This is a genomic window from Ruegeria sp. CDSA021 (assembly GCF_059612325.1).
The window spans coordinates 22,093-45,891 of the sequence record NZ_JBXWQJ010000004.1; the positions used below are offsets into that span (position 1 = coordinate 22,093).

Annotated in this window: 20 protein-coding genes; 10 read left to right on the top strand and 10 right to left on the bottom strand. The window is 56.3% G+C overall.

Annotated features, from left to right (window positions below; translation table 11 throughout):
* Window positions 1–114: 114 nt before the first annotated feature.
* The 3 genes from AC2FLD_RS06435 to AC2FLD_RS06445 form a co-directional block, all read right to left on the bottom strand.
* A complete protein-coding gene (locus AC2FLD_RS06435) occupies window positions 115–1,251 on the bottom strand; it encodes a tetratricopeptide repeat protein (RefSeq protein ID WP_496668013.1) in 1,137 nt (378 codons plus the stop codon).
* Window positions 1,252–1,340: 89 nt separating this feature from the next.
* Window positions 1,341–2,399: an ABC transporter ATP-binding protein gene (locus AC2FLD_RS06440; protein WP_496668014.1), complete on the bottom strand. Its 1,059-nt coding sequence runs from the start codon at window positions 2,397–2,399 to the stop codon at window positions 1,341–1,343.
* A complete protein-coding gene (locus AC2FLD_RS06445) occupies window positions 2,396–3,202 on the bottom strand; it encodes an IclR family transcriptional regulator (RefSeq protein WP_496668015.1) in 807 nt (268 codons plus the stop codon). The genes AC2FLD_RS06440 and AC2FLD_RS06445 overlap by 4 nt, the downstream gene beginning before the upstream one ends.
* A 142-nt stretch (window positions 3,203–3,344) precedes the next feature.
* Between AC2FLD_RS06445 and AC2FLD_RS06450 the strand changes: the two genes are divergently transcribed.
* From AC2FLD_RS06450 to AC2FLD_RS06495, 10 genes are all read left to right on the top strand, one after another.
* Window positions 3,345–4,604 (top strand): ABC transporter substrate-binding protein, encoded by a 1,260-nt coding sequence (locus tag AC2FLD_RS06450; RefSeq protein WP_496668016.1) that lies wholly within the window; start codon window positions 3,345–3,347, stop codon window positions 4,602–4,604.
* Between the two features lie 93 nt (window positions 4,605–4,697).
* Complete coding sequence (locus AC2FLD_RS06455; protein WP_496668017.1) at window positions 4,698–5,624, top strand: carbohydrate ABC transporter permease; 927 nt, start codon at window positions 4,698–4,700, stop codon at window positions 5,622–5,624.
* A gap of 1 nt (window position 5,625) precedes the next feature.
* Complete coding sequence (locus AC2FLD_RS06460; RefSeq protein WP_050603898.1) at window positions 5,626–6,474, top strand: carbohydrate ABC transporter permease; 849 nt, start codon at window positions 5,626–5,628, stop codon at window positions 6,472–6,474.
* A 22-nt stretch (window positions 6,475–6,496) separates the two neighbouring features.
* A complete protein-coding gene (locus tag AC2FLD_RS06465) occupies window positions 6,497–7,837 on the top strand; it encodes an alpha-glucosidase/alpha-galactosidase (protein ID WP_496668018.1) in 1,341 nt (446 codons plus the stop codon).
* 57 nt (window positions 7,838–7,894) lie between these two features.
* Complete coding sequence (locus AC2FLD_RS06470) at window positions 7,895–9,601, top strand: IlvD/Edd family dehydratase (RefSeq protein ID WP_496668019.1); 1,707 nt, start codon at window positions 7,895–7,897, stop codon at window positions 9,599–9,601.
* Window positions 9,601–10,365, top strand: a complete 765-nt coding sequence (locus AC2FLD_RS06475; protein ID WP_496668020.1) for an SDR family NAD(P)-dependent oxidoreductase — start codon at window positions 9,601–9,603, stop codon at window positions 10,363–10,365. The genes AC2FLD_RS06470 and AC2FLD_RS06475 overlap by 1 nt, the downstream gene beginning before the upstream one ends.
* Window positions 10,366–10,369: 4 nt before the next feature.
* Entirely contained in the window at window positions 10,370–11,257 is an 888-nt protein-coding gene (locus tag AC2FLD_RS06480; RefSeq protein ID WP_496668021.1) for a 2-dehydro-3-deoxygalactonokinase, read from the top strand.
* Window positions 11,254–11,859: a 2-dehydro-3-deoxy-6-phosphogalactonate aldolase gene (locus AC2FLD_RS06485; RefSeq protein ID WP_496668022.1), complete on the top strand. Its 606-nt coding sequence runs from the start codon at window positions 11,254–11,256 to the stop codon at window positions 11,857–11,859. The genes AC2FLD_RS06480 and AC2FLD_RS06485 overlap by 4 nt, the downstream gene beginning before the upstream one ends.
* Window positions 11,856–12,716, top strand: a complete 861-nt coding sequence (locus tag AC2FLD_RS06490; protein ID WP_496668023.1) for an SMP-30/gluconolactonase/LRE family protein — start codon at window positions 11,856–11,858, stop codon at window positions 12,714–12,716. The genes AC2FLD_RS06485 and AC2FLD_RS06490 overlap by 4 nt, the downstream gene beginning before the upstream one ends.
* A complete protein-coding gene (locus AC2FLD_RS06495; protein ID WP_496668024.1) occupies window positions 12,713–14,629 on the top strand; it encodes a beta-galactosidase in 1,917 nt (638 codons plus the stop codon). Before AC2FLD_RS06490 ends, AC2FLD_RS06495 begins: the two co-directional genes overlap by 4 nt.
* Before the next feature lie 40 nt (window positions 14,630–14,669).
* On the opposite strand, the gene AC2FLD_RS06500 is transcribed toward AC2FLD_RS06495, so the two are convergent.
* The 7 genes from AC2FLD_RS06500 to AC2FLD_RS06530 all read right to left on the bottom strand — a co-directional run bounded on the left by AC2FLD_RS06500 (window position 14,670) and on the right by AC2FLD_RS06530 (window position 23,794).
* Window positions 14,670–15,941, bottom strand: coding sequence for an ABC transporter permease (locus tag AC2FLD_RS06500; protein WP_496668025.1), 1,272 nt, complete (start codon window positions 15,939–15,941; stop codon window positions 14,670–14,672).
* Entirely contained in the window at window positions 15,938–16,858 is a 921-nt protein-coding gene (locus AC2FLD_RS06505; RefSeq protein ID WP_496668026.1) for an ABC transporter permease, read from the bottom strand. The genes AC2FLD_RS06500 and AC2FLD_RS06505 overlap by 4 nt, the downstream gene beginning before the upstream one ends.
* Window positions 16,859–16,870: 12 nt before the next feature.
* Window positions 16,871–17,983, bottom strand: a complete 1,113-nt coding sequence (locus AC2FLD_RS06510; RefSeq protein WP_496668027.1) for an ABC transporter ATP-binding protein — start codon at window positions 17,981–17,983, stop codon at window positions 16,871–16,873.
* 117 nt (window positions 17,984–18,100) lie between these two features.
* Entirely contained in the window at window positions 18,101–19,225 is a 1,125-nt protein-coding gene (locus tag AC2FLD_RS06515) for an extracellular solute-binding protein (RefSeq protein ID WP_050603887.1), read from the bottom strand.
* 125 nt (window positions 19,226–19,350) lie between these two features.
* Window positions 19,351–21,336 carry a beta-galactosidase gene (locus AC2FLD_RS06520; RefSeq protein WP_496668028.1) on the bottom strand — a complete coding sequence of 662 codons (1,986 nt, stop codon included), beginning with the start codon at window positions 21,334–21,336 and terminating at the stop codon, window positions 19,351–19,353.
* Window positions 21,333–22,979, bottom strand: coding sequence for an amino acid ABC transporter permease (locus AC2FLD_RS06525; protein WP_496668029.1), 1,647 nt, complete (start codon window positions 22,977–22,979; stop codon window positions 21,333–21,335). The genes AC2FLD_RS06520 and AC2FLD_RS06525 overlap by 4 nt, the downstream gene beginning before the upstream one ends.
* Window positions 22,980–23,044: 65 nt before the next feature.
* Window positions 23,045–23,794: a basic amino acid ABC transporter substrate-binding protein gene (locus tag AC2FLD_RS06530; RefSeq protein ID WP_496668030.1), complete on the bottom strand. Its 750-nt coding sequence runs from the start codon at window positions 23,792–23,794 to the stop codon at window positions 23,045–23,047.
* Between the last annotated feature and the right edge of the window lie 5 nt (window positions 23,795–23,799).

The following is a 23,799-nucleotide window of genomic DNA, read 5'->3' on the forward strand; positions in this document are numbered from 1 at the left end:
CTGGGTGACTCTGTTTTGACAGGGCTTCCCTTAAATCACGTTGGGCTGGGAATCAATCGTATCTAGACGCGCGTTTTGCCACGGGCAGGAGGTTTTGCTTCCATGTGGGAGGGATTAACCGGATTGTGGACCAAGGTTTGAAAAGCCCACTTTCTGTTCCAAGTGGTGGATATAGTCATCAATCGCTTTGTTGATATGTGGCGTCGATCCCGCACGGGCTTGCGGGTCAACGGGCACGCCGGCTCCCTCTATAATATCAAGAAGGAGTTTTGGGGAGTAGGGGCCACCTTTTTCCAGGAAAGTGAGGTATTCCGCACGGGCGAGATCTGCCGCACCCAAAGCTGCGAAGGTATGGCTTCGCCTTATCCACTCAGTACCTTGCCCATGGATTACGTATCCAAGTAAAAGATCAATCGTTTTTCTGACAGAACCTTTGTCTCTCCACTGAATTTTGTTCTCTGCTTTCGCATAGGCCTCGGCGTACTCAACCCCCTTTTTCTCATCGCCGATTTTCATGTGGATCAAGGCAAAAAGCAACAAGTCTGCTGATGGATTGGGCGCAATTGATATTCTTTTCTCGATCGCGTTCAAGGCTTTTTCCAGATCATAACCGTAGCGCAGTTCATATGTGACGCGCGCATCGAGTGCCCATGGTTGATTCGGCCATTTCGCTTCAGCTTGTGCCAGATGACGTTCAAACGCCTCGGGTGGCATCGTGTCATAAAGCAACGTCAAGTACCGGGTGCCGACATCTCCAAAACTCGGATCAAGTTCCAGAACTTTTTCATAGCCTTCCAACGCAAGGGGAACTTCACCCCATGTTCGCATCTTCTTTGCCACGTTGAACAAAACATATGTGCTGTTGGGGCTGATCTTTTGTGCCCGTTCCAAATCGGCCCGGGCACCGTCCTTGTCCTCCAGCGCGTTCTTGGAATAGCCGCGCCAGACAAGTGTAACTGCATCTTCAGGGTTCAAGGACAGCGCGCGATCTGCGTCCTCGATGGCTTGCTGGTAGTGCCTCTGACTATGCAAAGCCTGCGCCCGTTTGGCGTAGTAATCCTGACGTGCCTCCAACGGCTCGTCACTCAGATCAAGCAGCGCAGTGCAAGCCGGGATAGCCATTTCTGATCCGCAGCCCATTCCACAGGCCGCGCGCAGCCTGGCGTATTCCCTTTCAGCTTTCGAAGGCGTGTTAAACGACAGTAAAAGTGCCGTGCAAACGACGATCAACGCGGCGAGGCGAATGCCCATAGTACCCTCAAAACAAGTGTGTTTCTACTTTAGGTAGTTATTCTAGGGGGGGCAAAACAAGCGCCAATAATCTGTCAGACGCTGAACCGTTACCGAAATCTCTGCCCTGTTTCAGGGTCGAACACCATGGCGCGGTCGGGTTGGATCGAGATGCCAATCCTTTCGCCTGTTTTGCTGCGTTGGTCATCCCGTTCTTCAACAATCAGCTTGTCGCCATTTGGGGTGAGCAGATAGGAATAGGAAACACCCCCTAGCGCCTCGGTCAGGTCCACGGTGCAAGTATCCGCCGAGCGATCGATCTGGATGTGCTCCGGGCGCATCCCCAAAGTCACCTTGCCCTGCCCGGCAGGAACCTCTTCAGAGACCGGCAGAGGTTGCGCCAGCACAGGATGAGTGATTTGGCCGTCGGCATAGTCGCAATCCAAAAAGTTCATTGCGGGTGAACCAATGAAACCTGCAACAAAACGGTTGTCGGGGTCGCGGTACAGATCCATCGGAGCCCCCACTTGTTCAATTCGGCCATCGCGAAGCACGACAATCTTGTCGGCCATAGTCATCGCTTCGACCTGATCATGGGTCACATAGATCATCGTCGCGCCGATTTCCTGATGTAGACGCGCGATCTCGACCCGCATTTCGACGCGCAATTCGGCGTCCAGGTTCGACAAAGGTTCGTCGAACAGAAAAACCTCGGGTCCGCGGACGATAGCACGGCCAATTGCAACCCGTTGCCGTTGCCCACCCGACAAGGCCTTGGGTTTGCGTTTGAGATAGGGATCAAGCTTCAGGATGTTCGATGCTTCCTGAACTTTCTGATCAATATCGGCTTTTGCAACGCCGTTCATGCGCAGACCGAATCCCATGTTCTCGGCCACCGTCATGTGTGGGTAAAGCGCATAGGTCTGGAAAACCATCGCAACACCACGCTTTGCCGGGTCCACATGCGTAACTTCCCGCGCGCCAATGTGGATCTCGCCTTCCGAGGTCTCTTCAAGCCCTGCAATCATGCGCAGCAAAGTGGATTTGCCACATCCAGAGGGGCCAACAAAGACGCAGAATTCGCCATCCTCGATTTGCAGATCGATCCCGTGAATGACCTGCGTCTGACCGTACCGCTTGATTGCCTGGTTCAGAGTTACTCCTGTCATGTCACTTGCATCCTGTCATCGCTAAGGTTTGGGCCTGTTTCGGGAAAGCGCCATGCCTGCGCCTCGGCCCCGATCTGTTCGGCCACGCGGCGGACACGCGGCACCCAGGCTTCGAGTTGTATGAAGTTCATCCGTTCCGTCGAACCTGTCACGGAAATCGCACCCAGCATTCGACTGTTCGACGTCAGAACCGGGCAGGCGATACAGATGATTCCGGGCTCGTGCTCTTCATCATCGATAGCGAATCCCCGGCCGCGTATCCGATCAAGATCTTCGCGCAGCGCCTGTTCCGAGGTCAGGGTCCTTTCGGTGAAGCGGTGATAGCTTTGCTGAGAAATGACTCTATTCAGCGTCTCTTCCTCTAAATACGCCATCATCGCCTTGCCGACCCCGGTGCAGTAAGCGGGGCCAACCTTGCCAGCTTGTGAATACATCTCAATGGGCTGCGCAGCGTTGCGTTTATCGACATACAGCACCTGACCTGAGTCGAGCTGTGCCAAATGCACGGTTTCACCCGTTTCCCGACTCAGCGCGTCCAGAAACGGGCGCGCGATTGGGGCCAGAGAGCTTTGTGTCCAAGCGGCATGGGCAAGTCGGACAAGGCGCATCCCGGGGGCATAGGTCTGCCGGTCCGGGTCGTACGAAAGCATTCCTTGATTCGTCAGGGATTGAAGGAATCGGTAGAGCGTTGCCTTTGGAAAGGCACTGCTGTCCAGCAGCTCCGAAAACCGCACAGGGCGCTGAAACGCCGCTACATGATCCAGCACATCACATGCTTTGCCTATGGTTCCATCACCTGACACGGGTGCGTGTTCTCCTCCAATTGCCGACTGCCATCCTTTCGATGGGTCTTGACAAGACTAACCGAGTCGATGTGTAGTTTTCAATATATAAAACTAGGTTTCAATATTTGGAACCGCACATGGGAGAAATAGGGAGGAGACCATGTATTCAACTTTCAAGCGCACAACAGCTGCGCTGGCGCTTGGTGTCGCGATGGCGGCACCTGCAGCTGCGGAACTGACGGGAGAGCTGCGCATTTTCCTGGACACATCAAACCCGGCGCCGCGTGCGACGATGGAAGCGATGATCGAGCGGTTTGCGGAACAGCATCCAGGGTTGGAAATCGAAACCACCGTGATCGACCGCGAAGCCTACAAAACGCAGATCCGCAATTTCCTGACGGCCGATACCCCGGACGTCGCCACATGGTACGCGGCCAACCGCATGAAGCCTTATGTTGAGGCTGGCCTGTTTGAGGATGTGTCGGACCTTTGGGCCGAACCGGAAATTGCCGACAATTTGGCCTCGACCAAAGGCGCGATGACCATCGACGGCAAGCAGTGGGGCGTGCCCTATACCTACTACCAGTGGGGCGTTTACTATCGCAAAGACATCTTTGATGAGCTTGGCCTGACTGAACCGACCACGTGGGAAGAAGAGCTGGCCAACTGCCAGAAGATCGTCGATTCAGGCCGCGCCTGCTATACCATCGGCACCAAGTTCCTGTGGACCGCCGGTGGCTGGTTCGACTACCTGAACATGCGCACCAACGGTTACGACTTCCACAATCAGCTCGCTAACGGCGAGATCAGCTGGGAAGATGACCGGGTCAAGCAGACCTTCGCCAACTGGAAACAGCTGATCGACATGGGCGCGTTCATCGACAACCACCAGACCTATAGCTGGCAAGAGGCCCTGCCCTTTATGGTCAACGGTGAAGCCGCCGCTTACCTTATGGGTAACTTCGCCGTTGCGCCGTTGCGTGATGCCGGGCTGACAGATGATCAACTGGACTTCTACCAGTTCGTTTCGATCAATCCCGATGTCGAACTGGCCGAAGACGCGCCAACAGATACGTTCCACATCCCGGCCAATGCGTCCAATAAAGAAGCAGCGCGTGAGTTCTTGCGCTTTGCGGTTTCGGCAGACGAGCAAACCGAGATCAACAATGGTGCAAACCTTGGTCAGCTGCCGGTGAACGCGCAGTCCGCGGTGGATGACGACAAGTTTCTGCAACAAGGGTTCCAGATGCTTTCATCCAACAGCCCGGGCGGTGTCGCCCAGTTCTGGGACCGCGACGCTCCGGCTGAAATGGCCAAAGCGTCGATGGAAGGCTTTCAGGAGTTCATGGTCAAGCCGGACAATGCCGACCGCATTCTGGCCAAGCTGGAACGAGCACGCCAGCGCATCTACGACAACTGATCCGGAATGGGCCGGGCTGGTGCCCGGCCTACGCCTTGCACAAACGTAGGCGGGCGGAAGCCCGCCTTCACCCCAACAGACCCGAGAGTCCCCATGACAGTTGCAGTAGACGTCCCCGAACAGGAAAGCTGGTTCCACCGCAACCAACAACGCATCGCGCCGTGGCTGTTTCTGGCCCCTGGGCTGCTATTCTTCATGGTCTACGTGATCATTCCGGTTTTCCAGTCTTTCAACCTGTCACTCTACGAATGGGATGGGCTGGGCGCGGCGGAATACGTCGGGTTCCGAAACTACGAGGACCTCTATTGGGAATGGGTTGATCGGGATGCTTTCTATATCTCGATGAAAAACAATCTGATCTGGCTGGTCATGTATTTGCTCGCGATTCCAGCGGGTCTGTTCATCGCGTTATTCCTGAACCAAACAGTTTGGGGTATTCGACTCTATAAATCATTGTTTTTCTTCCCGTTCGTGATCTCTCAGGTGGTCGTCGGTCTTGTGTTCACGTGGTTTTATGATCCGACTTTCGGCCTGCTGAACGAATTCCTTGACCTCTTTGGACTTGGCCCTCTCAATGTACTGGGGGATGAACGTTTCGTGACCTACGGTATCATCTTCGCCGGGCTCTGGCCGCAAACAGCCTATTGCATGATCCTGTATCTGACTGGCCTCAACGCCGTGGATCCGGAACAGATTGAGGCCGGGCGTCTGGATGGCGCAAAAAGTTGGAGAATGCTGTGGCATATAATCTTGCCGCAATTGCGTCCGGCCACCTTCATCGCCTTCGTTGTAACAATCATCGGCGCGTTGCGCAGCTTCGACCTGATCTCGATCATGACCCAGGGCGGACCTTTCGGATCATCTCGCGTGCTGGCCTATTACATGTTTGAAGTCGCCTTGTCCGAGTACGGATTCCGCATGGGCTACGGCGCTGCCATTGCGGTGATTCTGTTCCTGATCATGCTCTGCTTCATCGCCTACTTCCTGTGGTCGATGTACCGCGAAGAAAAGGGGCACTGAGATGTTTCCCAAACCTATCGAAAAACAACCGCGAGCAGCGCAGATTACCTATCAGGCGATGCTGCCCCTGGCACTGTTGCTATGGCTTGGTCCCTTGTTGGCGGTTGCGCTTTTCTCGGTCAAACCCGCCGCAGATTTCACCAACGCCAACTACTGGGGATTGCCGTCCAGCTTTGAGGGAGCGTTCAACTATGGACAGGTCTTCTTCAACTCGGACATGCCGCGCTATCTGTTGAATTCGTTCATGATCACCATCCCAACAGTGATCGGAGCTGTCGCGCTGAGCTGCATGACCGGCTTTGCTCTGGGAATCTACAAGTTCAAATCGAACCTCTGGATCTTCTTCATGTTTGTCGCGGGCAACTTCGTGCCCTTCCAGATCCTGATGGTGCCGGTACGCGATCTCACGCTTGAACTCGGTCTCTACAACACCAAAACCGGCCTTGTACTTTTCCACATTGCCTTCCAGACTGGGTTTTGCACCCTCTTCATGCGCAACTTCATCCGCGCCCTGCCGTTTGAACTGATCGAAGCCGCTCGGGTCGAGGGTATCAGCGAAATCCGTATCTTCTGGTATGTAGTCTTACCTTTGATGAAGCCGGCAATTGCCGCGCTTAGCGTACTGATCTTCACCTTTATCTGGAACGACTATTTCTGGGCCGTCGTGCTGACTCAGGGCGCGGAAAGCCAACCTGTCACCGCTGGTATCACCAGCTTTAACGCTCAGTTCAGGGCCGCCTATCAGCTCATGAGTGCGGGTTCCATCGTCGCGGCCTTACCGCCCGTTGCCATGTTCTTTCTGATGCAGAAACACTTTATCGCGGGCCTGACCCTCGGTGCTGTAAAGTAACGTCAAACCAAGAGTTTGTAAGATGACAAAGATCACCTTTATCGGGGCCGGTTCCACGATCTTCATGCAGAACATCGTGGGTGATGCCCTGCTGACCCCAGCATTGGCGAACAGTCAGTTTGCCCTGATGGATATTGATTCCGAGCGCCTTGCCGAAAGCGAAGCTGTGGCGCGCGCCATGATCCGATCGATCGGCACGGGTGCAACGGTTACAACCCATACCGACCGCCGTGCTGCGTTGGATGGCGCAGATTTTGTCATCACTGCCTTTCAGGTCGGGGGGTATGAACCTTGCACTGTCACGGATTTCGAAATTCCCAAGCAATATGGCTTGCGCCAGACCGTTGCCGATACGCTGGGCGTCGGTGGCATCATGCGCGGCTTGCGTACGGTTCCGGTGTTATGGGATGTAGCGCACGATATGATGCAGCTCTGCCCGAACGCGACGCTGCTTCAATATGTAAATCCGATGGCGATCAACACCTGGGCTCTGGCCGAGCGATTCCCCGGCCTAAAGCATGTTGGTTTGTGCCATTCGGTGCAAAACACGGTCGAAGAGCTGGCCCACGATCTGGACCTGCGCAAAGAGGACATCCGCTACAAGGTCGCGGGCGTCAATCACGTGGCCTTCTTCCTGAAGCTTGAACATCAGAACCGCGATCTCTACCCCGCTTTGCGGAGAGGCTATGCCAGTGGTCAAATCCCAAAACCGCCCCTGCTGATGCCGCGCTGCCCCAACAAAGTGCGTTACGAAGTCATGGACCATCTGGGCTATTTCTGTACCGAAAGCTCGGAACACCTGGCCGAATACGTCCCCTGGTTCATCAAGGACGGGCGTCAGGATCTGATCGAGCAGTTCTCCATCCCACTGGACGAGTACCCGACACGCTGTGTCGAACAGATTGCCAACTGGAAAAAGCAAGCCAAAACGCTGACCGACGGTCGCGACATTGAAGTCGTCCGCAGCCACGAATTTGCCGCCGATCTGATGAACGCCATCGTCACGGATACCCCATATACAGCCTATGGTAACTTGCCGAACACAGGCCAAATTCCGCAACTTCCCTTGGGTGCAGCGGTCGAAACGCCTTGTCTGGTGGATAGCAATGGTGTGCAGCCTTCGGTTGTCGCCGACATACCGCCTCAACTGATTGCCCTGATGCGCACGCAGATCAACGTGCAGGAACTTACCGTTCGCGCTTTGGTCGATCAGAACCCGGAATACATATATCACGCAGCCATGATGGATCCGCACACTGCGGCCGAACTCGACCTGCGCCAGATCCGCAATCTGGTGAGCGACTTGCTAACGGCCCATGCCGACTGGCTGCCCGATTGGTGCCGCCCTGCTCGGGCCGCCTGATCTTCATCTTTTCAACAATACTCAATTCCAACCGCAGCCAAGAAAAGCCCCGCAAAAATGACAAAACGCCGCTCACAGCATTGGTACGGAAAACTCGACAAGGACGGGTTCATCCACCGGTCCTGGATGAAGAACCAGGGTTTCCCTGATCACGCTTTTGATGGGCGGCCGATCATTGGCATCTGCAATACGTGGTCGGAACTGACCCCTTGCAACTCGGGCCTGCGCGATCTGGCCGAAGGCGTCAAACGTGGTGTGTGGGAGGCAGGCGGCTTTCCGGTCGAATTCCCCGTCATGTCTTTGGGCGAGACGCAGATGAAGCCCACAGCGATGTTGTTCCGCAATTTGCTGGCGATGGATGTCGAGGAGTCAATCCGTGCCTATGGCATTGACGGCGTGGTCCTGCTGGGCGGTTGCGACAAGACCACGCCGGGGCAATTGATGGGCGCGGCCTCGGTCGACCTGCCTTCGATCGTTGTCAGTTCCGGCCCGATGCTGAACGGCAAATATCGTGGGCAGGATATCGGCTCGGGCACGGATGTGTGGAAATTCTCCGAGGCCGTCCGCGCCGGAGAGATGACGCTGCAGGATTTCATGAACGCTGAATCCGGTATGTCGCGCAGCGCCGGTGTTTGTATGACAATGGGCACCGCAAGCACAATGGCCTCACTTGTCGAGGCGATGGGTATGTCCTTGCCCACCAACGCCGCCTTACCTGCCGTTGACGCCCGCCGAATGGCACTGGCGCATCTGACCGGCAAACGGATTGTCGAGATGGTGGACGAGGACCTCAAACCCTCGGACATTCTGACCAAAGAGGCATTTGAGAATGCCATCCTGGCCAATGCTGCGGTGGGTGGCTCGACCAATGCCGTTGTTCACCTGTTGGCTTTGGCGGGCCGGGTGGGAGTTGATCTGACACTCAAGGATTTTGAGATCGGGTCGGAGATCCCCCTGCTGGTAAACTGTATGCCCTCGGGCAAATATCTGATGGAGGATTTCTGTTACGCGGGCGGTGTGCCGGTCGTGCTGAACGAGCTTAAACCCTTCCTTCGCCCGGCAATAACGGTGTTGAACAAAGACATATCGGCCCATTGCGAAGGAGCCGAATGCTTCAATTCGGACGTTATCCGCCCCTTCAACGACCCAGTGAAATCCGCTGCTGGTTTGCGTGTGTTGCGCGGCAACTTAGCACCGGACGGAGCCATCGTTAAACCTTCGGCGGCGACGGACGAACTGCTGGAAACCGAAGCCGAAGCATACGTTTTTGAGAATATCGAAGACCTGAAAGCCAATATCGACCGAGATGACTTGCCTGTCACACCCGATACCATTCTGGTTCTGAAAGGCTGTGGCCCCAAGGGTTATCCGGGAATGCCAGAAGTTGGCAACATGCCGATCCCGGCCAAGCTGGTGAAAGAGGGCGTGCGCGACATGATCCGTATCTCGGACGCGCGCATGTCGGGGACGGCTTATGGGACCGTCATCCTGCATGTCAGCCCCGAGGCGCAGGCAGGCGGCACGCTGGCTTTGGTCAAAACTGGTGACCGTATCCGCGTCTCTGCCAAAAAGGGCGAACTGGAACTTTTGGTGGATGAAAAAGAACTGGAAGCCCGTCGTGCTGCGTGGCAACCGGACGATCCTCACTACACCCGCGGATACGCGAAGCTTTACATTGACCATGTGCTGCAAGCCCATCGAGGCGCTGACCTTGATTTCCTAGTGGGCAAAGACACCCGCCTTGTAACCAGAGAGAGCCACTGATGGATCAAACAGCAACATTCCCTGACCTGAACGGGGCGTCTGTCTATATCACTGGTGGCGGCTCGGGCGTCGGCGCAGCATTAACCGATGGATTTATGGCTCAGGGGGGCAACGTGGCTTTCATCGGTCGCTCAGACGCCAGCGGGTTCGTCGAGGAGATGCGGGACAAGCATGGCCGCGCGCCGCTTTTCATGCAGGGTGACATGACCGACACCGAGTTGCTGCACGCCACCATGCGCCAAGCCGCCGAGGCGCACGGTCCCTTGCACGTATTGGTAAATAATGCGGCCAATGACCAACGACACGCATTGGACGAAACCACTCAAGAGTTCTGGGACTGGATGATAGAGGTCAACCTGAAAGCCTACTATTTCGCTTGTCAGGAAGCGGCCCGGCAAATGAAAGACGGGGGTGCGATCATCAATTTCAGTTCGATCAGCTACATGATGGGCAACGCGGGGTATCCGATCTACACAACGTCAAATGCTGGAATTACAGGCATGACGCGTTCATTAGCACGTGAGCTTGGTCCGCAGAACATCCGGGTGAACGCTCTGGCTCCCGGCTGGGTTCTGACGCAGAAACAACTGGACATGTGGGCAACGCCCGAAGATTTGGCTGCACATCTGGATCGGCAATGCTTGAAAGAACATCTGACACCCGAAGACATGATTGCGCCCACCTTGTTTCTGGCGTCTAAGGCCAGCCGCGCGATGACCGGTCAATGCATGGTCGTTGACGGTGGCGTTGTGGTTACGGGGTAACGTGATGAAGACAGACTGGATCGCTGTTGATTGGGGTACCTCCCATCTGCGGGCGTGGGCTATGCAAGGGCACACGGTGCTCGATCAGGCGCAGTCCGACGCCGGTATGGCACGTATCGGTCAGGATGGGTTCCAAGCCGCATTGTTGGGCCTGATTGAATCCTGGCTCGTAGATACCCAGGTGAACGTGATTGCTTGCGGTATGGTTGGGGCGCGGCAAGGTTGGGTCGAGGCACCCTATTGCGCTGTGCCGAGCCAACCGCTGCCAGCCGCGCCTATCCGTGTTCCCGGCACCGATCCACGTATCCGCGCCTTTGTGGTGCCGGGTCTGAAACAGGTGGCACCGCCGGACGTTATGCGCGGCGAAGAAACGCAGATCGCAGGATTTCTTGCCGCACATCAGAACTGGGATGGGGTGATCTGTTTGCCCGGAACACATACAAAATGGGTTCAGGTCAGCGCAGGCGAAGTTGTCAGCTTTCGGACGTTTATGACGGGAGAGATGTTTGACTTGTTATCCGGGCAATCGGTGCTGCGGCACTCGGTTTGCGAAGGTTGGGACGACAATGCCTTTGCGGACGCAGTTGCAGATACCTTGTCCAAGCCCGAACAACTTGCTGCACGTCTCTTCGGCCTGCGCGCGGCAGATTTGCTGCAGGGTCAGGACAAGGGCACCGCTCGGGCGCAGCTTTCGGGTTTGCTGATCGGTGCCGAGTTGGCCGCCACCCGGCCCTATTGGTTGGGACAACAGCTGGCTGTCATTGGCGCCGACGGTGTGTCGCAGATCTATGCCGCCGCGCTAAAGCAGCAAGGCGCATTCGCCGAAACTGTAAACGCCACTGCGGCGACGCTGGCAGGGCTTGCTCTGGCTAAAGACAAGGTGAATTCATGAGCCGTCCTATCATCGCCATTCTGCGTGGACTAAACCCGACAGAGGCCGAAGCCGTTGGGCGCGCAATTCTTGACGCGGGGATTGACCGGATCGAAGTGCCGCTCAATTCACCCGACCCGCTGAACAGTATCGCCGTTTTGGCCAAGGCGTTTGGGGATCAGGCGCTGATTGGCGCGGGCACGGTTTTGTCCGTCGATCAGGTCGAAGCGGTCTCGGACGCCGGGGGCAAACTGATCGTATCGCCAAACTATGATGCCGACGTCATCGGACGCTCGGTCGCTCTGGGGATGCAAAGCTGGCCGGGTGTCTACACCCCGACCGAAGCTTTTGCGGCCCTAAAGGCTGGGGCCACAGGACTGAAGCTGTTTCCCGGTGTGATGGCAGGGCCGACCGGGCTGGCCGCTTTGCGCCCGGTTCTGCCTGATGGCGCGCTGGTCTTTGCCGTAGGTGGTGCAGGCCCTGAGAATTTCGATCAGTGGATCAAGGCCGGTGCAGACGGGTTCGGAATCGGATCGGCGCTTTTTCAACCTGGCATGGACGTAACCGAAATAGCAGATCGTGCCCACCGCGTCGTTGCGGCCTATGACAAGGCGACGGGATGAGCACTGTTTTTGACGACCGCCCGTGTGAGTTGGGCGAAGGGCCTTTGTGGCACCCCGAACGGCAACAGTTGTTTTGGTTCGACATCATCGGCAAACGTCTGATGACCCGTGATGGACAAGGGTCAATTAGCTGGGCATTTGACGAACATGTCTCTGCCGCAGGGTGGGTCGACCGAGATAGGCTGTTTCTGGCGTCAGAATCCGGGCTCTGGCGGTTTGATCTGACCACTGCGGACCGCAGCTTGATCGTCCCTTTAGAGCCAGACAATCCTGTGACCCGCTCCAATGATGGCCGCGCCGACCCTTGGGGTGGGTTCTGGATTGGAACGATGGGAAAGCAGGCCGAACCAGCGGCCGGATCGATCTATCGGTTCTGGAAAGGCGAGCTGAGGCGTCTGGTTGCGGATGTGACAATCTCGAACGCGATCTGTTTTGGACCGGATCGGTCCGTTGCCTACTTTTGCGATACCGTGACAGGGCAGGTTCGGTGTTGGAAGCTGAATGCAGAAACCGGGTGGCCTGAAGGGGATCATTCGGTCTTTTTGGATCTTAGGGATGAGGGGCTGAACCCTGACGGCGCTGTGGTTGATGCCGCTGGAAACATCTGGATTGCACAATGGGGTGCCAGCCGGGTTGCCTGTTACACACCTGATGGACAATTCCTGAGCGCCGTGTCTTTCGATGCGGCACACACGTCCTGCCCGGCCTTTGGTGGCAGTGACTTGAGCACGCTGTTCTGTACTACAGCGCGTCAGGGGTTGAGCGTCGGCGAAATCGAAGCGCAACCAAACAACGGAATGACCTTTGCCGCGCTGAATGTCGGGCGGGGTCAGGCAGAACACAAGGTCATCTTATGAAGCCGGAACTTGGCGTTTGCTATTATCCCGAGCACTGGCCCGAGGCGATGTGGGCAGCGGATGCCGCGCGCATGATCGCCACCGGCTTGACCTGGGTCCGAATCGGTGAGTTTGCGTGGAGCCGTATGGAACCACAGCCGGGTAATCTGCAGCTCGATTGGCTGGACCGCGCGATCGAAACACTTGGTTCCGCAGGATTGAAGGTCGTACTGGGCACGCCAACGGCAACGCCGCCGCGCTGGATGATCGACAAACACGCCGACATGTTGGCTGTGGATGAACATGGGCACCCGCGCAAGTTTGGATCGCGGCGGCATTATTGCTTTAGCCATAAAGGCTATATCGACGAATGCTCACGCATAGCCCGCATCATGGGAGAGCGGTATGGCCGCAATCCGCATGTGGCCGTTTGGCAGATCGACAACGAATACGGGTGCCACGACACAACGGTCAGCTACAGCGTCCCTTCCCTCCAAGCCTTTCGGCATTGGCTGGCGGATCAATACGGATCCGTCGAAGCGCTCAACACAGCATGGGGCAATGTGTTCTGGTCGATGGAATACGCCAGTTTTGATGAGATCGATCTGCCCAATCAAACCGTGACCGAACCGAACCCAGCCCACGTATTGGCGTTCCGGCGGTTCAGCTCGGATCAGGTTGTGGCGTTCAACAAGGCTCAGGTTAACGTCTTGAGGCAGTTGACTGATGCGCCACTGCTGCACAACTACATGGGTCGTGTTCTGAATTTCGATCACTTCGAGGTCGGCGCTGATCTGGATATTGCCACCTGGGACAGCTATCCGATTGGGTTTTTGTCGGACCGGCTGGAAGATGACGACGCGCATAAGATCGCCTTTCTTCAGCAGGGCGACCCGGATATGCAGGCGTTTCACCATGATCTGTACCGGGCAGTCGGATATGGACGATGGTGGGTGATGGAACAGCAACCCGGTCCCGTGAACTGGGCACCGTTCAATCCAGCCCCCCTGCCGGGAATGGTGCGCCTCTGGTCGCTTGAAGCTGTTGCCCATGGGGCTGAGGTGGTCAGCTATTTCCGCTGGCGTCAGGCCCCCTTCGCCCAAGAGCAGATGCACGCGGGCTTATTAACGTCGAATAACCGCCCCGCGCCTGCTTTGAACGAGGCACGTCAGACCGCTGACACACTGTCCGAGTTGGGTGAAGTTCTTCAGGTGCAAGCCAGAGTGGCCATTTTGTTTGATTATGCGTCGGACTGGGCATGGGCTGCTCAGCCGCAGGGGGCTGGGTTTGATTACTTTCGACTGGTCTTTTCCGCCTATCGCGCTTTGCGGCGCGCGGGGTTGTCGGTGGATATCGTATCGAAACATGACATTTCAGGACAATACGATCTGATCCTTGCGCCGGGCCTCGCGACAATCGACCAGGATTTGGAGCGCCGTCTGCAAGAGGCATGTAAGCTCGCGATCCTTGGCCCCCGCAGTGGAGCCATTACGCATGATTTCCAAATTCCCAATACGGGCCGTCCCGGGTTGGGCGCCTTGGACTGTGAGGTCGATCTGGTTGAAACGCTACCTCCGACGGTTGAACGACCCGTTCAAGGGGGTGGTGCGGCCCTGCATTGGGTGGATCGCCTGTCGGGATCGGCCGCCGATTTATTGAGCTTTGAAGACGGAACGCCTGCGCTTAAGGGAAATTCCGGGCTTTGGTATCTGGCAGGTTTCCCCGACGAGTCGCTCTGGGACCGGATCATACTGATGGCGGCAGAGCAAACAGGGTTGCGTGTGCAAACCATGCCGCCAGGGCTGCGGATGCGCGAGACTGCTGATCATGTTTTCCTGATCAACTATAACGCGGACCCGGTGATCTGGGACAGGAAAACCGTTCCGGGCTGCGATGTCGCCATCCTGAAACGCAATCCGCCCGGACAGATTTGATCCTGATCCGGGCGGATGCCTTGGCTATCAACCTACGACGCTACTCGTCGTTTTGCAGGCTGTTAGGGTCGAAGACGTTTCCGAACCCGCTGTTGTTCGACGGGGCTGGGTCTGCGTCGGACGAACCATCGTCGCTTTCGCCTTCGTCTCCACCTAGAGAGTTCGGGGCAAACACGTTTCCAAAACCACTGTTGTTTGAGGGCTTGGGCGTGGATTGCGCCCCACCCTGTTCAGCTTCTTCGGCTTCGCGCTGCTTGCGACGTTCTTCGCGCTGCTTGCGCAGTTCCTGAATGCGCTGTTCGGCCTCCAGTTGCTTCTGCTCGCGCACGTCGGCGATACACTGACCAGGATCGTAGGCCGTAGCAGTGCCGACAACCGTGATCGTTGCAATGGCAAATACGACCAGCAGAACCGCTGCCATGTTACCGGCAAAGAAGCTGGGCAGTTTGATCTTGCCTGCCAGTTCCTCAACCGTCGCGTTTTTGCGCGCCGCTGCCACCAGTTCCTGACGCTTGAGCTTCGCCTCGTTCAGCAAGGCAAAGAACACCGTCAGCGCAACGATGATGAATGCCAGCGCCGAGATCGCGGGTGTGATACCATAGCGGACCTTCTGGGCCAGCTCGATCGTCAGTGTTGGGTACTCACCAAAAGTGAAGGTGGTGGTGTTGTAGTTCTCGAACGATGCAAGGAACGCCAATACCGCCGCTGAGGCAATCGCCGGGCGCATGAACGGCAGCAGAATCTTGCGGAACGCCTGTGCATGCGTGGCGCCCAGATCCAAGGCTGCTTCTGTCAGAGCCATGTCATAGCGCTGCAATCGCGCCACCAGAACCAGCATGCAATAGCTGGCGATAAAGGTGGACTGGCCGATCACCGTCAGGAAGATGCCGTTCGACAGGAAGCTATCCGCGCCCAGTCCCAGCATCCGGTTGATCCGATCCCAGAACACCAGCGTCGAGATACCCAAAACCACGCCCGGGATCAGGATCGGTGCGATGATGACCGTATAGTAGGTCGCGCGCAGTTTAGGCCAGATCTGCGTCAGCATCAGCGCACCTGCCAGCCCCATGGCCACGGACAAGACCACCGTACCGAGCCCGATGATCAGCGAGTTCTTGATACCGTTCAGGATACGCTGATCCTGAAACAGTTCACCAAACCACTGGAAGGTCAGACACTCCCAAGGGCTCATCCGTGGGAAACCCGACGAGTTGAACGCGGTGATCGACATGATCACAAGCGGTCCCAGCAGATACAGGAAGAAGAGCACCAGATAGACCCAGATGCTTATGCGGAGGAAGGAATTATTCATTTCCCGATATCCCCCATGTTCACCTTGAACATGCGCATCATGGCCAGCACGAACAGGATACAAGTGACCAGCAGAACGATCGCGTAGGCGGCACCTTGTGGCCAGTCATTGTTGTCGTTGAACTGTTGATAGATCAGCTGCGTGAACCACAGGCTCGACGGTCCGCCCAAAATCTGCGGCGCGGCCAACGCACCGGCGCTCAGCATGAACACCATGGTGCAGCCCGAACTGATGCCCGGTTTGGCATAAGGTATGACCACGCGCCAATGTATCCGCCACCACGGTGCGCCCAAGTCGCGGGCAGCCTCGATCTGGTTTTTGTCCAGACTTTCAATGACGTTATACATCGGGAAGATCATCAGCAGGATGTAGGCATAGCCCAGACCCGCATAGAGAGCGATATCGTTGCGGATGAAGTCGAACGGTGTATCCCATATCCCCAAGCCCATGAACAACGTATTCAGAACGCCGGTTTCACCGAAGATTATGCGAAGCGCAAAGGCGCGCAGGATTTCGTTGATCCAATAGGGAATGATCAGAATGATCGCAAAGATTCGGATATGGCTGCCTTCGGATTGTCCCAAGTAGTAGGCAATCGGATAGCAGATGATCAGGTTGAAAATCGTGACGCACACGGCCGCCACGAGGGTGCGGAAGAACACCCTCAGGTCGACTGTGTTATAGTCCTGACTGCCGCCCTCGGGGCCGTAGATCAAGTATTTATAGTTTTCCAGAGTATAGACGTCCTTGGGCCCGCCTATCTCTGGCGGTGGCAGGTTCGGGCGGAACGAAAAGTCCAGCATCGACAACTGCGGCAGGATGATCAGGCCGATTGTCCAGAACAGGACCAGGCCCAGGATCGCCAACCCCATACCGGTACCGTTGCGATTGAAGAAATCTTTCAAAAACTGGGGCATGAGTTGGTCCCCTTATTCTGCGGCCAGTTCACCCGCCGGGACGATGACGGCGTTATGCGTCTCGTATTCCAACGTGATGTTCTGTCCGGTGTGATCGTCGAAAGACTGTCCGTGATTCGGGATCGACACTTTGATCTCTTTCCCACCTTCACCTTCGGTAAAGATGTTAAAGGCGTTGCCTTCGAACTCTTCGTGGTTGACACGCGCCGTGACGAAATGATCGCCTGAGGCGCCATCGGGTGCAATGGCAAAAGCTTCGGGGCGTACGAACATCATTGCGTCGTCGCCTTCCTTCATCTTGCCTTGATTGGTTGTCGAAATCCGCGCCACCAGATCGCCCGAGCGATTGGTCGCAATCAGAGCCTCATTGCCCATGACTTGTTTAACTTTGCCGCGAAACACGTTGTTTTCGCCCACAAAAGAGGCCGCAAAAGCCGTGTTGGGATCATTGTAGATGGTCTTGCCATTGGCAATCTGATCGATCACACCCGCGCGCATAACAGCGATATTGTCCGACATGGTCAACGCTTCGCCCTGGTCATGGGTGATATAAATGAATGTGATGCCGACGCGCTTTTGAATTTCACGTAGCTCGGTCCGCATGTGTTGGCGCAGTTTTAGGTCAAGTGCCGACAGCGGTTCATCCAGCAACAGAACGTCAGGCTCGGCGCACAAAGCACGGGCTATAGCAACACGTTGGCGCTGACCGCCTGACAATTCGCTGGGCAGTTTGTCGCCCTGCTCTGGCAGCGCGATCATGTCCAGAAGCTCATCAGCGCGCTTGCGGCGCTCGGCGCTGCTGGCACCTTTGATTTCCATCGAAAACGTGATGTTTTCCCAGACCTTCATCAACGGGAACAGCGCAAGGTTCTGAAAGATCAGTGCGGTGGGCCTCCTGTTTGGCCCAATACCTCGCATGTTTTTGCCGCCGATCAGAACGTTGCCTTCGCTGGGCTCAAGAAAACCTGAGACAGCCCTTAAGATGGTTGTTTTACCGCAGCCAGACGGTCCGAGGAACGAAAAGAAATCGCCCCCGTTTATGTTGACGTTTGCATCGCGCACGGCGACGAAGTCACCGAAACGGATCCACAGGTTTTCCAGATCGACTCCGACCCCTGCACTCATTTTTGGTATCTCCCCTGAGGCGCGTATTAGCACCGCACCACATAACTGTCCGTTACGCCGGAGCGGCGCACAGATGATTGCCCCCCGCAGATCGCGAAGGGCAAGGTTTCGAAACGCTTAAGCGCTCTTGAACTTGTTGACGAACTCGGTCCGTGTTTCAGCATACCAAGGTGCTTCGGCCGGCCACGGGTTAAGGTTGGCCAGCGAGTCGCCCGGATAGGCCTCGGCAAAGTTCTTTTTGTAGGTGTCGCCCGAATACTGGTCTGCACCTAGAACTGGCGAGTTATACCCGTGGCTGTCGATGGCAACACCGGCAGGCTTGGCCTGATAGGCGAAGTCGACGAAGGCGTAGATCTGGTCGATGTTCGCCGCGCCGCTCGGAATCGACATACCGTCAACCCAAGCCATCGCACCTTCGACGGGTGCCTGATAGTGCACCGGTTCACCAGCGGACTTAAGCGCCAGTGGCGGGCCGTCCCAGGTTTGACCAACAACAACACCTTCGTTCAGCAGACCGTTTTTCTGTGTGTCAGCGTCGTTCCAGATCAGCTTAATGCGATCCTTGCGCGCGACACACCAGTCAGTGATCTGGCCCCAAACCTTGCGCATGGTGTCTTCATCACCGTATGCGGCCCAGACCGAGCCCGGCTCCATTTCGCCTGCGCGTTCCATGTACAGACCTGCGCCCAGCATCATCGAATGCGCACGGCCCATTGTCTTGCCCGCGTTTGCTTCCGCCCAAACGTCGCCATAAGACGGCGCATCACCTTCCGGCAGCCACAAGTCGGTGCGGTATGCAATGCCCTCGGTGCCCCAGATATGCGGCAGCCAATGCGCACCTGATCCACCAAAGTCCCACGCGTCAGTGCCGATCTTTGCCATGGCAGGGTTCACCAGATCAATCGGAACCTTGTTCATGTCAAATGGCTGAAGCAGCTCCAGCGGTTCCCACTGCAAAGAGCGGTTGTTGGTTGGCGAAACGATGTCAAAACCCTGGCCCTTGGTGGCCTTCATCTTGTTGATGATTTCTTCGTTCGAACCGATGCCGGTGTAGTTTACCTTGATGCCGGTCAGAGTCTCGAACTCTTCGATGAAGCTGGGCGGAAGATAATCCGACCACATCAGAATGTTGATCTCACCCGACGATGCCAGCGCGCTTTTGCTGTAAAGCGGCGCCGCCAAAGCAGCAGCACCCGCGCCCTTTAGCACCGTGCGTCTGGAAAGAGTTGATTTATCAGTCATTAGTGTTCTCCCATGATGGACTGTTTTGTTTTTGTTTTTTATTTATAGGACTTTCTTTGTCAGTTCGGCAGTCCAAAAGTGACAGTTTCCAAAAACCTTAAGTCCAGTTCTTAGTAAGAGCCCATTCAGATAGTCTTTTTGGGTGGCCCATTTTCTTGCCAAACTGCTAAATCCCCAACATTTACAGGGTCAGTTCCTATCAAGAATGTACGATGATCCCCGGCAGGCAGAGATTTAGGAATGTCACCAAAATTAAACGCAAAATGCAATGTGTCGCGTCGGGCAATGCGCATGTCGGGGTCACACTCCAGAGTTTTCAACCCTGCCCAATCCAAAGCCTGTTTCAAAATGGACTGTAAAAACGTACCGCGCGGGAGCATGGCCAGATAAGTTGCGCGGTCCGATCTGACAATTGCAGGACTTCCATCGCGATAGCTGCTGTCAAAGCGTGCCAGGATGCCTTCCTTTGTTTCAACAATTTCGCGCCAACCTGTGAAAGTGTACCGCTGGCCGTTGGTCAGTTGCACGTACTCTTGTGCCAGAGCGGGCAGCGACTCGACGCGCGTGACACGTACTCCGGTCAGCGCAGCCAACGCGCCGGGCGCCAGATTATCGGGTGTGTGCATCTGTGGTGTTTTGCTGCCGGACCGAGCCCCAATCACAAGTTTCGCGCCCGAAGCTGTGAGTTTAGCGGCGAGATCTGTGCTCATAATCATGCTCTGGGGCAGAAGGATCAGCGCATAGCCGTCTGGATCATCTTCTGGGCCTAGGAAATCGACGTCTACGCCGAGTTGACGCAAGCTGGCATACCATTCGCGGAAAATGTGACTGTTCGGGAAATCATCATCATGAGGCAGGATGTCTGCCGCCCAGATCGAACTGTAATCCAGAAGCATCGCCACCTTGGCCTTTCGTCGCGCCGCAGGTGGCAAAGTTTCGCGATCCTTGACGATCTGTGCCAATTCAACGGCCGCTTGATCCAGGTTGTTATCCGAACGCAGCAAAGCCGAATGGTATTGTTCCTGTGCGTATTTTGCCTGCCGCCAGCGAAAAAACATCACCGCTTGTGCACCATGCGCATAAGCCGCCCAAGTCCAGAGCCGCACCATTCCCTCTGCCGGAGAAGGGTTCGAGGCCGCCCAGTCCACTGGACCCGGCTGCTGTTCTAGAATCCACATCCGTCCGCGTCCCTGACTGCGGTAGAGATCGCAGTGAAAGCCTTGGTAATCCGGTGCACCTGTCCGCAAATAGCGACGCTTTTCGTCGTCGGGCATGGTCGAGCCCATCAGGTTGCCCAGCGGGTAACTGTCAAAGCCAACAACATCCAAATCGGCGGCAACGGCGTGATGGTCGAACTCGAAACTGCCTGCCATGAAGTTGTGCGTGATGTCGCGACCCGGAGCATGGTTCCGCAGAATGTCGACCTGCGCCTTGTTGAATAGACGCACCCTGTCCGATGAATAGCGCATGAAGTCCAACGCATGGGTTGGGTTCGGGGACGCGACCAGACCGTTGGGCAGTTCGATCTGGTCAAATCCGGAATAAAGCGATCCCCAGAACACAGTTCCCCACGCTTGGTTCAGTGCGTCGATTGTTCCGTATCGCTGTTCCAGCCAGTGTCGAAAGCCGCTGCGTGCTGCATCTGAATAGCTGAGCACCGTATCGTGATCGTTGTATTCATTGTCGATCTGCCAAGCATGGACATGAGGGTTCTTCCCATATCTGCGGGTATACTCGGTGGCAATTCTTTGGGCCTCGGCCAGATAAATCTGGCTGGAAAAGCAATAATGTCTACGCGAGCCATATCCCCTGACCCGACCATCCGGTCCGACCGGCAGGATTTCAGGATGCTCATCGATCAGCCACTTTGGCGGGGCTGCCGTCGGAGTCGACATCATGATCTTTAGCCCGGCTTGCCCCAGAACCTCGATCACCTCATCCAGCCAATCCCAGTGGAATTGCCCGCGCGCGGGTTCGATCAAGCCCCAGGTGAATTCGGCAATGCGCACCCAATCCAGCCCCATCTCGACCATGCGTTTGGCGTCGTCGCGCCATTCGGACGGGTCCCATTGTTCAGGGTAATAGCAAACCCCCAACTCAAGCTTGCTCATCTGGTGTCCTTTGCGGCACGGCGTTCGATCCACTTCAGGAAGCTGGCGCAACCCAACGTAATCACGACATAAAGTATGGCCGCCGTATTGAAGGGGGCGAAAGGCAGGAAACTTGCTGCCTGAAACTCTCGCATCCTTTGGGTCATGTCACGGACGGACAGGATTGATAGCAACGAGGTATCCTTGATCATTGCTATGAATTCGTTGCCCAAGGGGGGGGTCACGATCCGCAATGCCTGCGGCAAGACGATTAGCCGAGCAGTCTGCCATCGAGACAAGCCCAAAGAGCTGCCCGCCTCCAACTGTCCTTTGGGTATGGCCTCGATCCCGGATCGGAAGATTTCGGCCATATAGGCGGAATATCCGACCGAGATGGCGATGATGCCGCGCGTCATATTGGTCATGTCGATGCCGCCGCCTGTGGCGTCCTTGACCGCACCAGCCAGAGGCAGGCCGATATAAAGGATGATCACCAGCATCGGGATGCCGCGGATCGTATCTACAAAGAACTCTGCCCCGACCGCCAGGGGGTGCAGTTTGTGCTGTGCGCCACCAATGGTCAGCGTCAATAGCAAAAGGCCAAAGACTGCAAAGGCCAGCGCAAGATTGCGAAATTTGTCGGGCAAAAAGCTGGTTTGCCAGAGCACAGGATAGCCCTGCGTGTTCGCCTCAACTGGGACAAACGCGCCAGAGACGCTGTCGACGGTTTCGATTTGCTCAAGGGCCGAAGCGGCATCCGTCGCACTGCGGATGCGATATTGTTGTTCTCCGCCACCTTTGAATTCGCCGAAACGGATGATGTCAGCCTGCGCCTGTGGGGTGCCGCGCACGATGGCAATACGGGCTTCGGTGCCACCGACAAGGACATAATGCACCTGTGGCTGCATGAAAAAGAAGGCTGAGACGCCCAACAAGGCCAGGCTAATCGCGCCATACACCATCGTGGTGCGCGCCTTGGGTTTGAACGATTGCAACCCCACCCAGATCAGCCCGAGGATCGCTGCGAAGATATACGCAAAGATCGCGGCGCGGAATGTAATGGCAACGCCGGTGGCAAACTGCCAATGCGCCATGAACATCAAATAGAACAATGTGGCTCCGGTCAGGACCTCAAACCCGATTTGAGCATAGCCGCGCGACGGGTTGTTCAGACGGCCGGATACCAAGCACAGTGCGATGACCACCGCGTAGATCACCAGCAGGATTTGCAGCCCGGTCTGAACCTGTACCACTACCTCTGGGAACAAAACCCAGGTTTGGTTGGACCGGTCAATAAGCGTAGATGTGTTTTCGCTGAGCGCATGAAAGAACACCGACTCGGCGAAGGGCAGGAGAATCTGAGGTGCAACAACAGCAAGTATCGATAGCCCGACCGCCGCCGGAAACGCAGCCAATGCCGCCGCGCGCAACCAGGCTGGTGCCTGCGACTGGAAGCGCAAATGGCGGGCGCAGAGATAGCCCAAAATCGCCGTCGTCAGGATCAGAAGGAACCCGACAAAAATCGGCACCGCGTTGTTGCCGATCCCCAGAATGGCGACCAGAGATCGCAAGTATTTGGACGAGGTGGCAAACAGATAAATGATGAACGGCGCTGCTGCGAGCAACACAAGGTTGCTCGGGCGGATCGAGCTGAGGCGCGACATGGGGTTCTCCGCTGGTTCAAAGCCCCGGCGAAGTATTCCGCCGGGGCCGATTGAGTTTTATGGGATCAGTTGGTGCCCCAGTATTTGGCTTTCAGCTTATCCAGCGTACCGTTCTCCTGAATCTCGGCCAGCCCTGCGTTGATGGCATCAACGGTTGGGTCGCCCTCCTGAAAGACGATGCCCAGCGGGTCGGATTGCAGGCCGGTGATGCCAACGGTCAACTCGCCTGCAAACTCTTGCTCATAGGCCGACGCCGAGGTGCCATCGATGATCACCCCCTGAACGTCCGCGTTTTGCAGCGCAAGAATGGCGGCTGAGAAGTTGTCGTAGAGGCTGACATTCTCGCGGCCTACCAGCTCTTCAGCGAGCTGTGCGTTGGTCGTGCCGGTCTGTGCGGCAAGCTTTTGGCCCCCGGCTTTAAAATCGTCCAGCGTCATGTCGGCATTGTCGACCTGGAGTAGGATGGCCTGGCTGACCACGATGTAGGGGTCCGAGAAATCCATGGTTTCTTCCCGCTCTGGCGTGATGGACACGCCTGAGATCACCAGATCAAACTCACCCTGTTGAAGCGCGGCAAAGATGCCGTCCCAAGCGGTGTTGACGAAGTTCGGAACGCAATTCACGCGCTCGCAAATCGCGTTCATGACGTCGACATCGAAACCCACAATTTCACCTGTTGCTTCATCAACGGTTTCCATCGGTGGATAAGTCGCATCCGTGCCGATCTTGAGGACGCGGCCCTCCAGATCGGCTGCAAAAGCGGCTGGCGCGGTCATCGCGGCAAGGGTTACTGCGGCAAGTAGATGTTTGAACATACTTG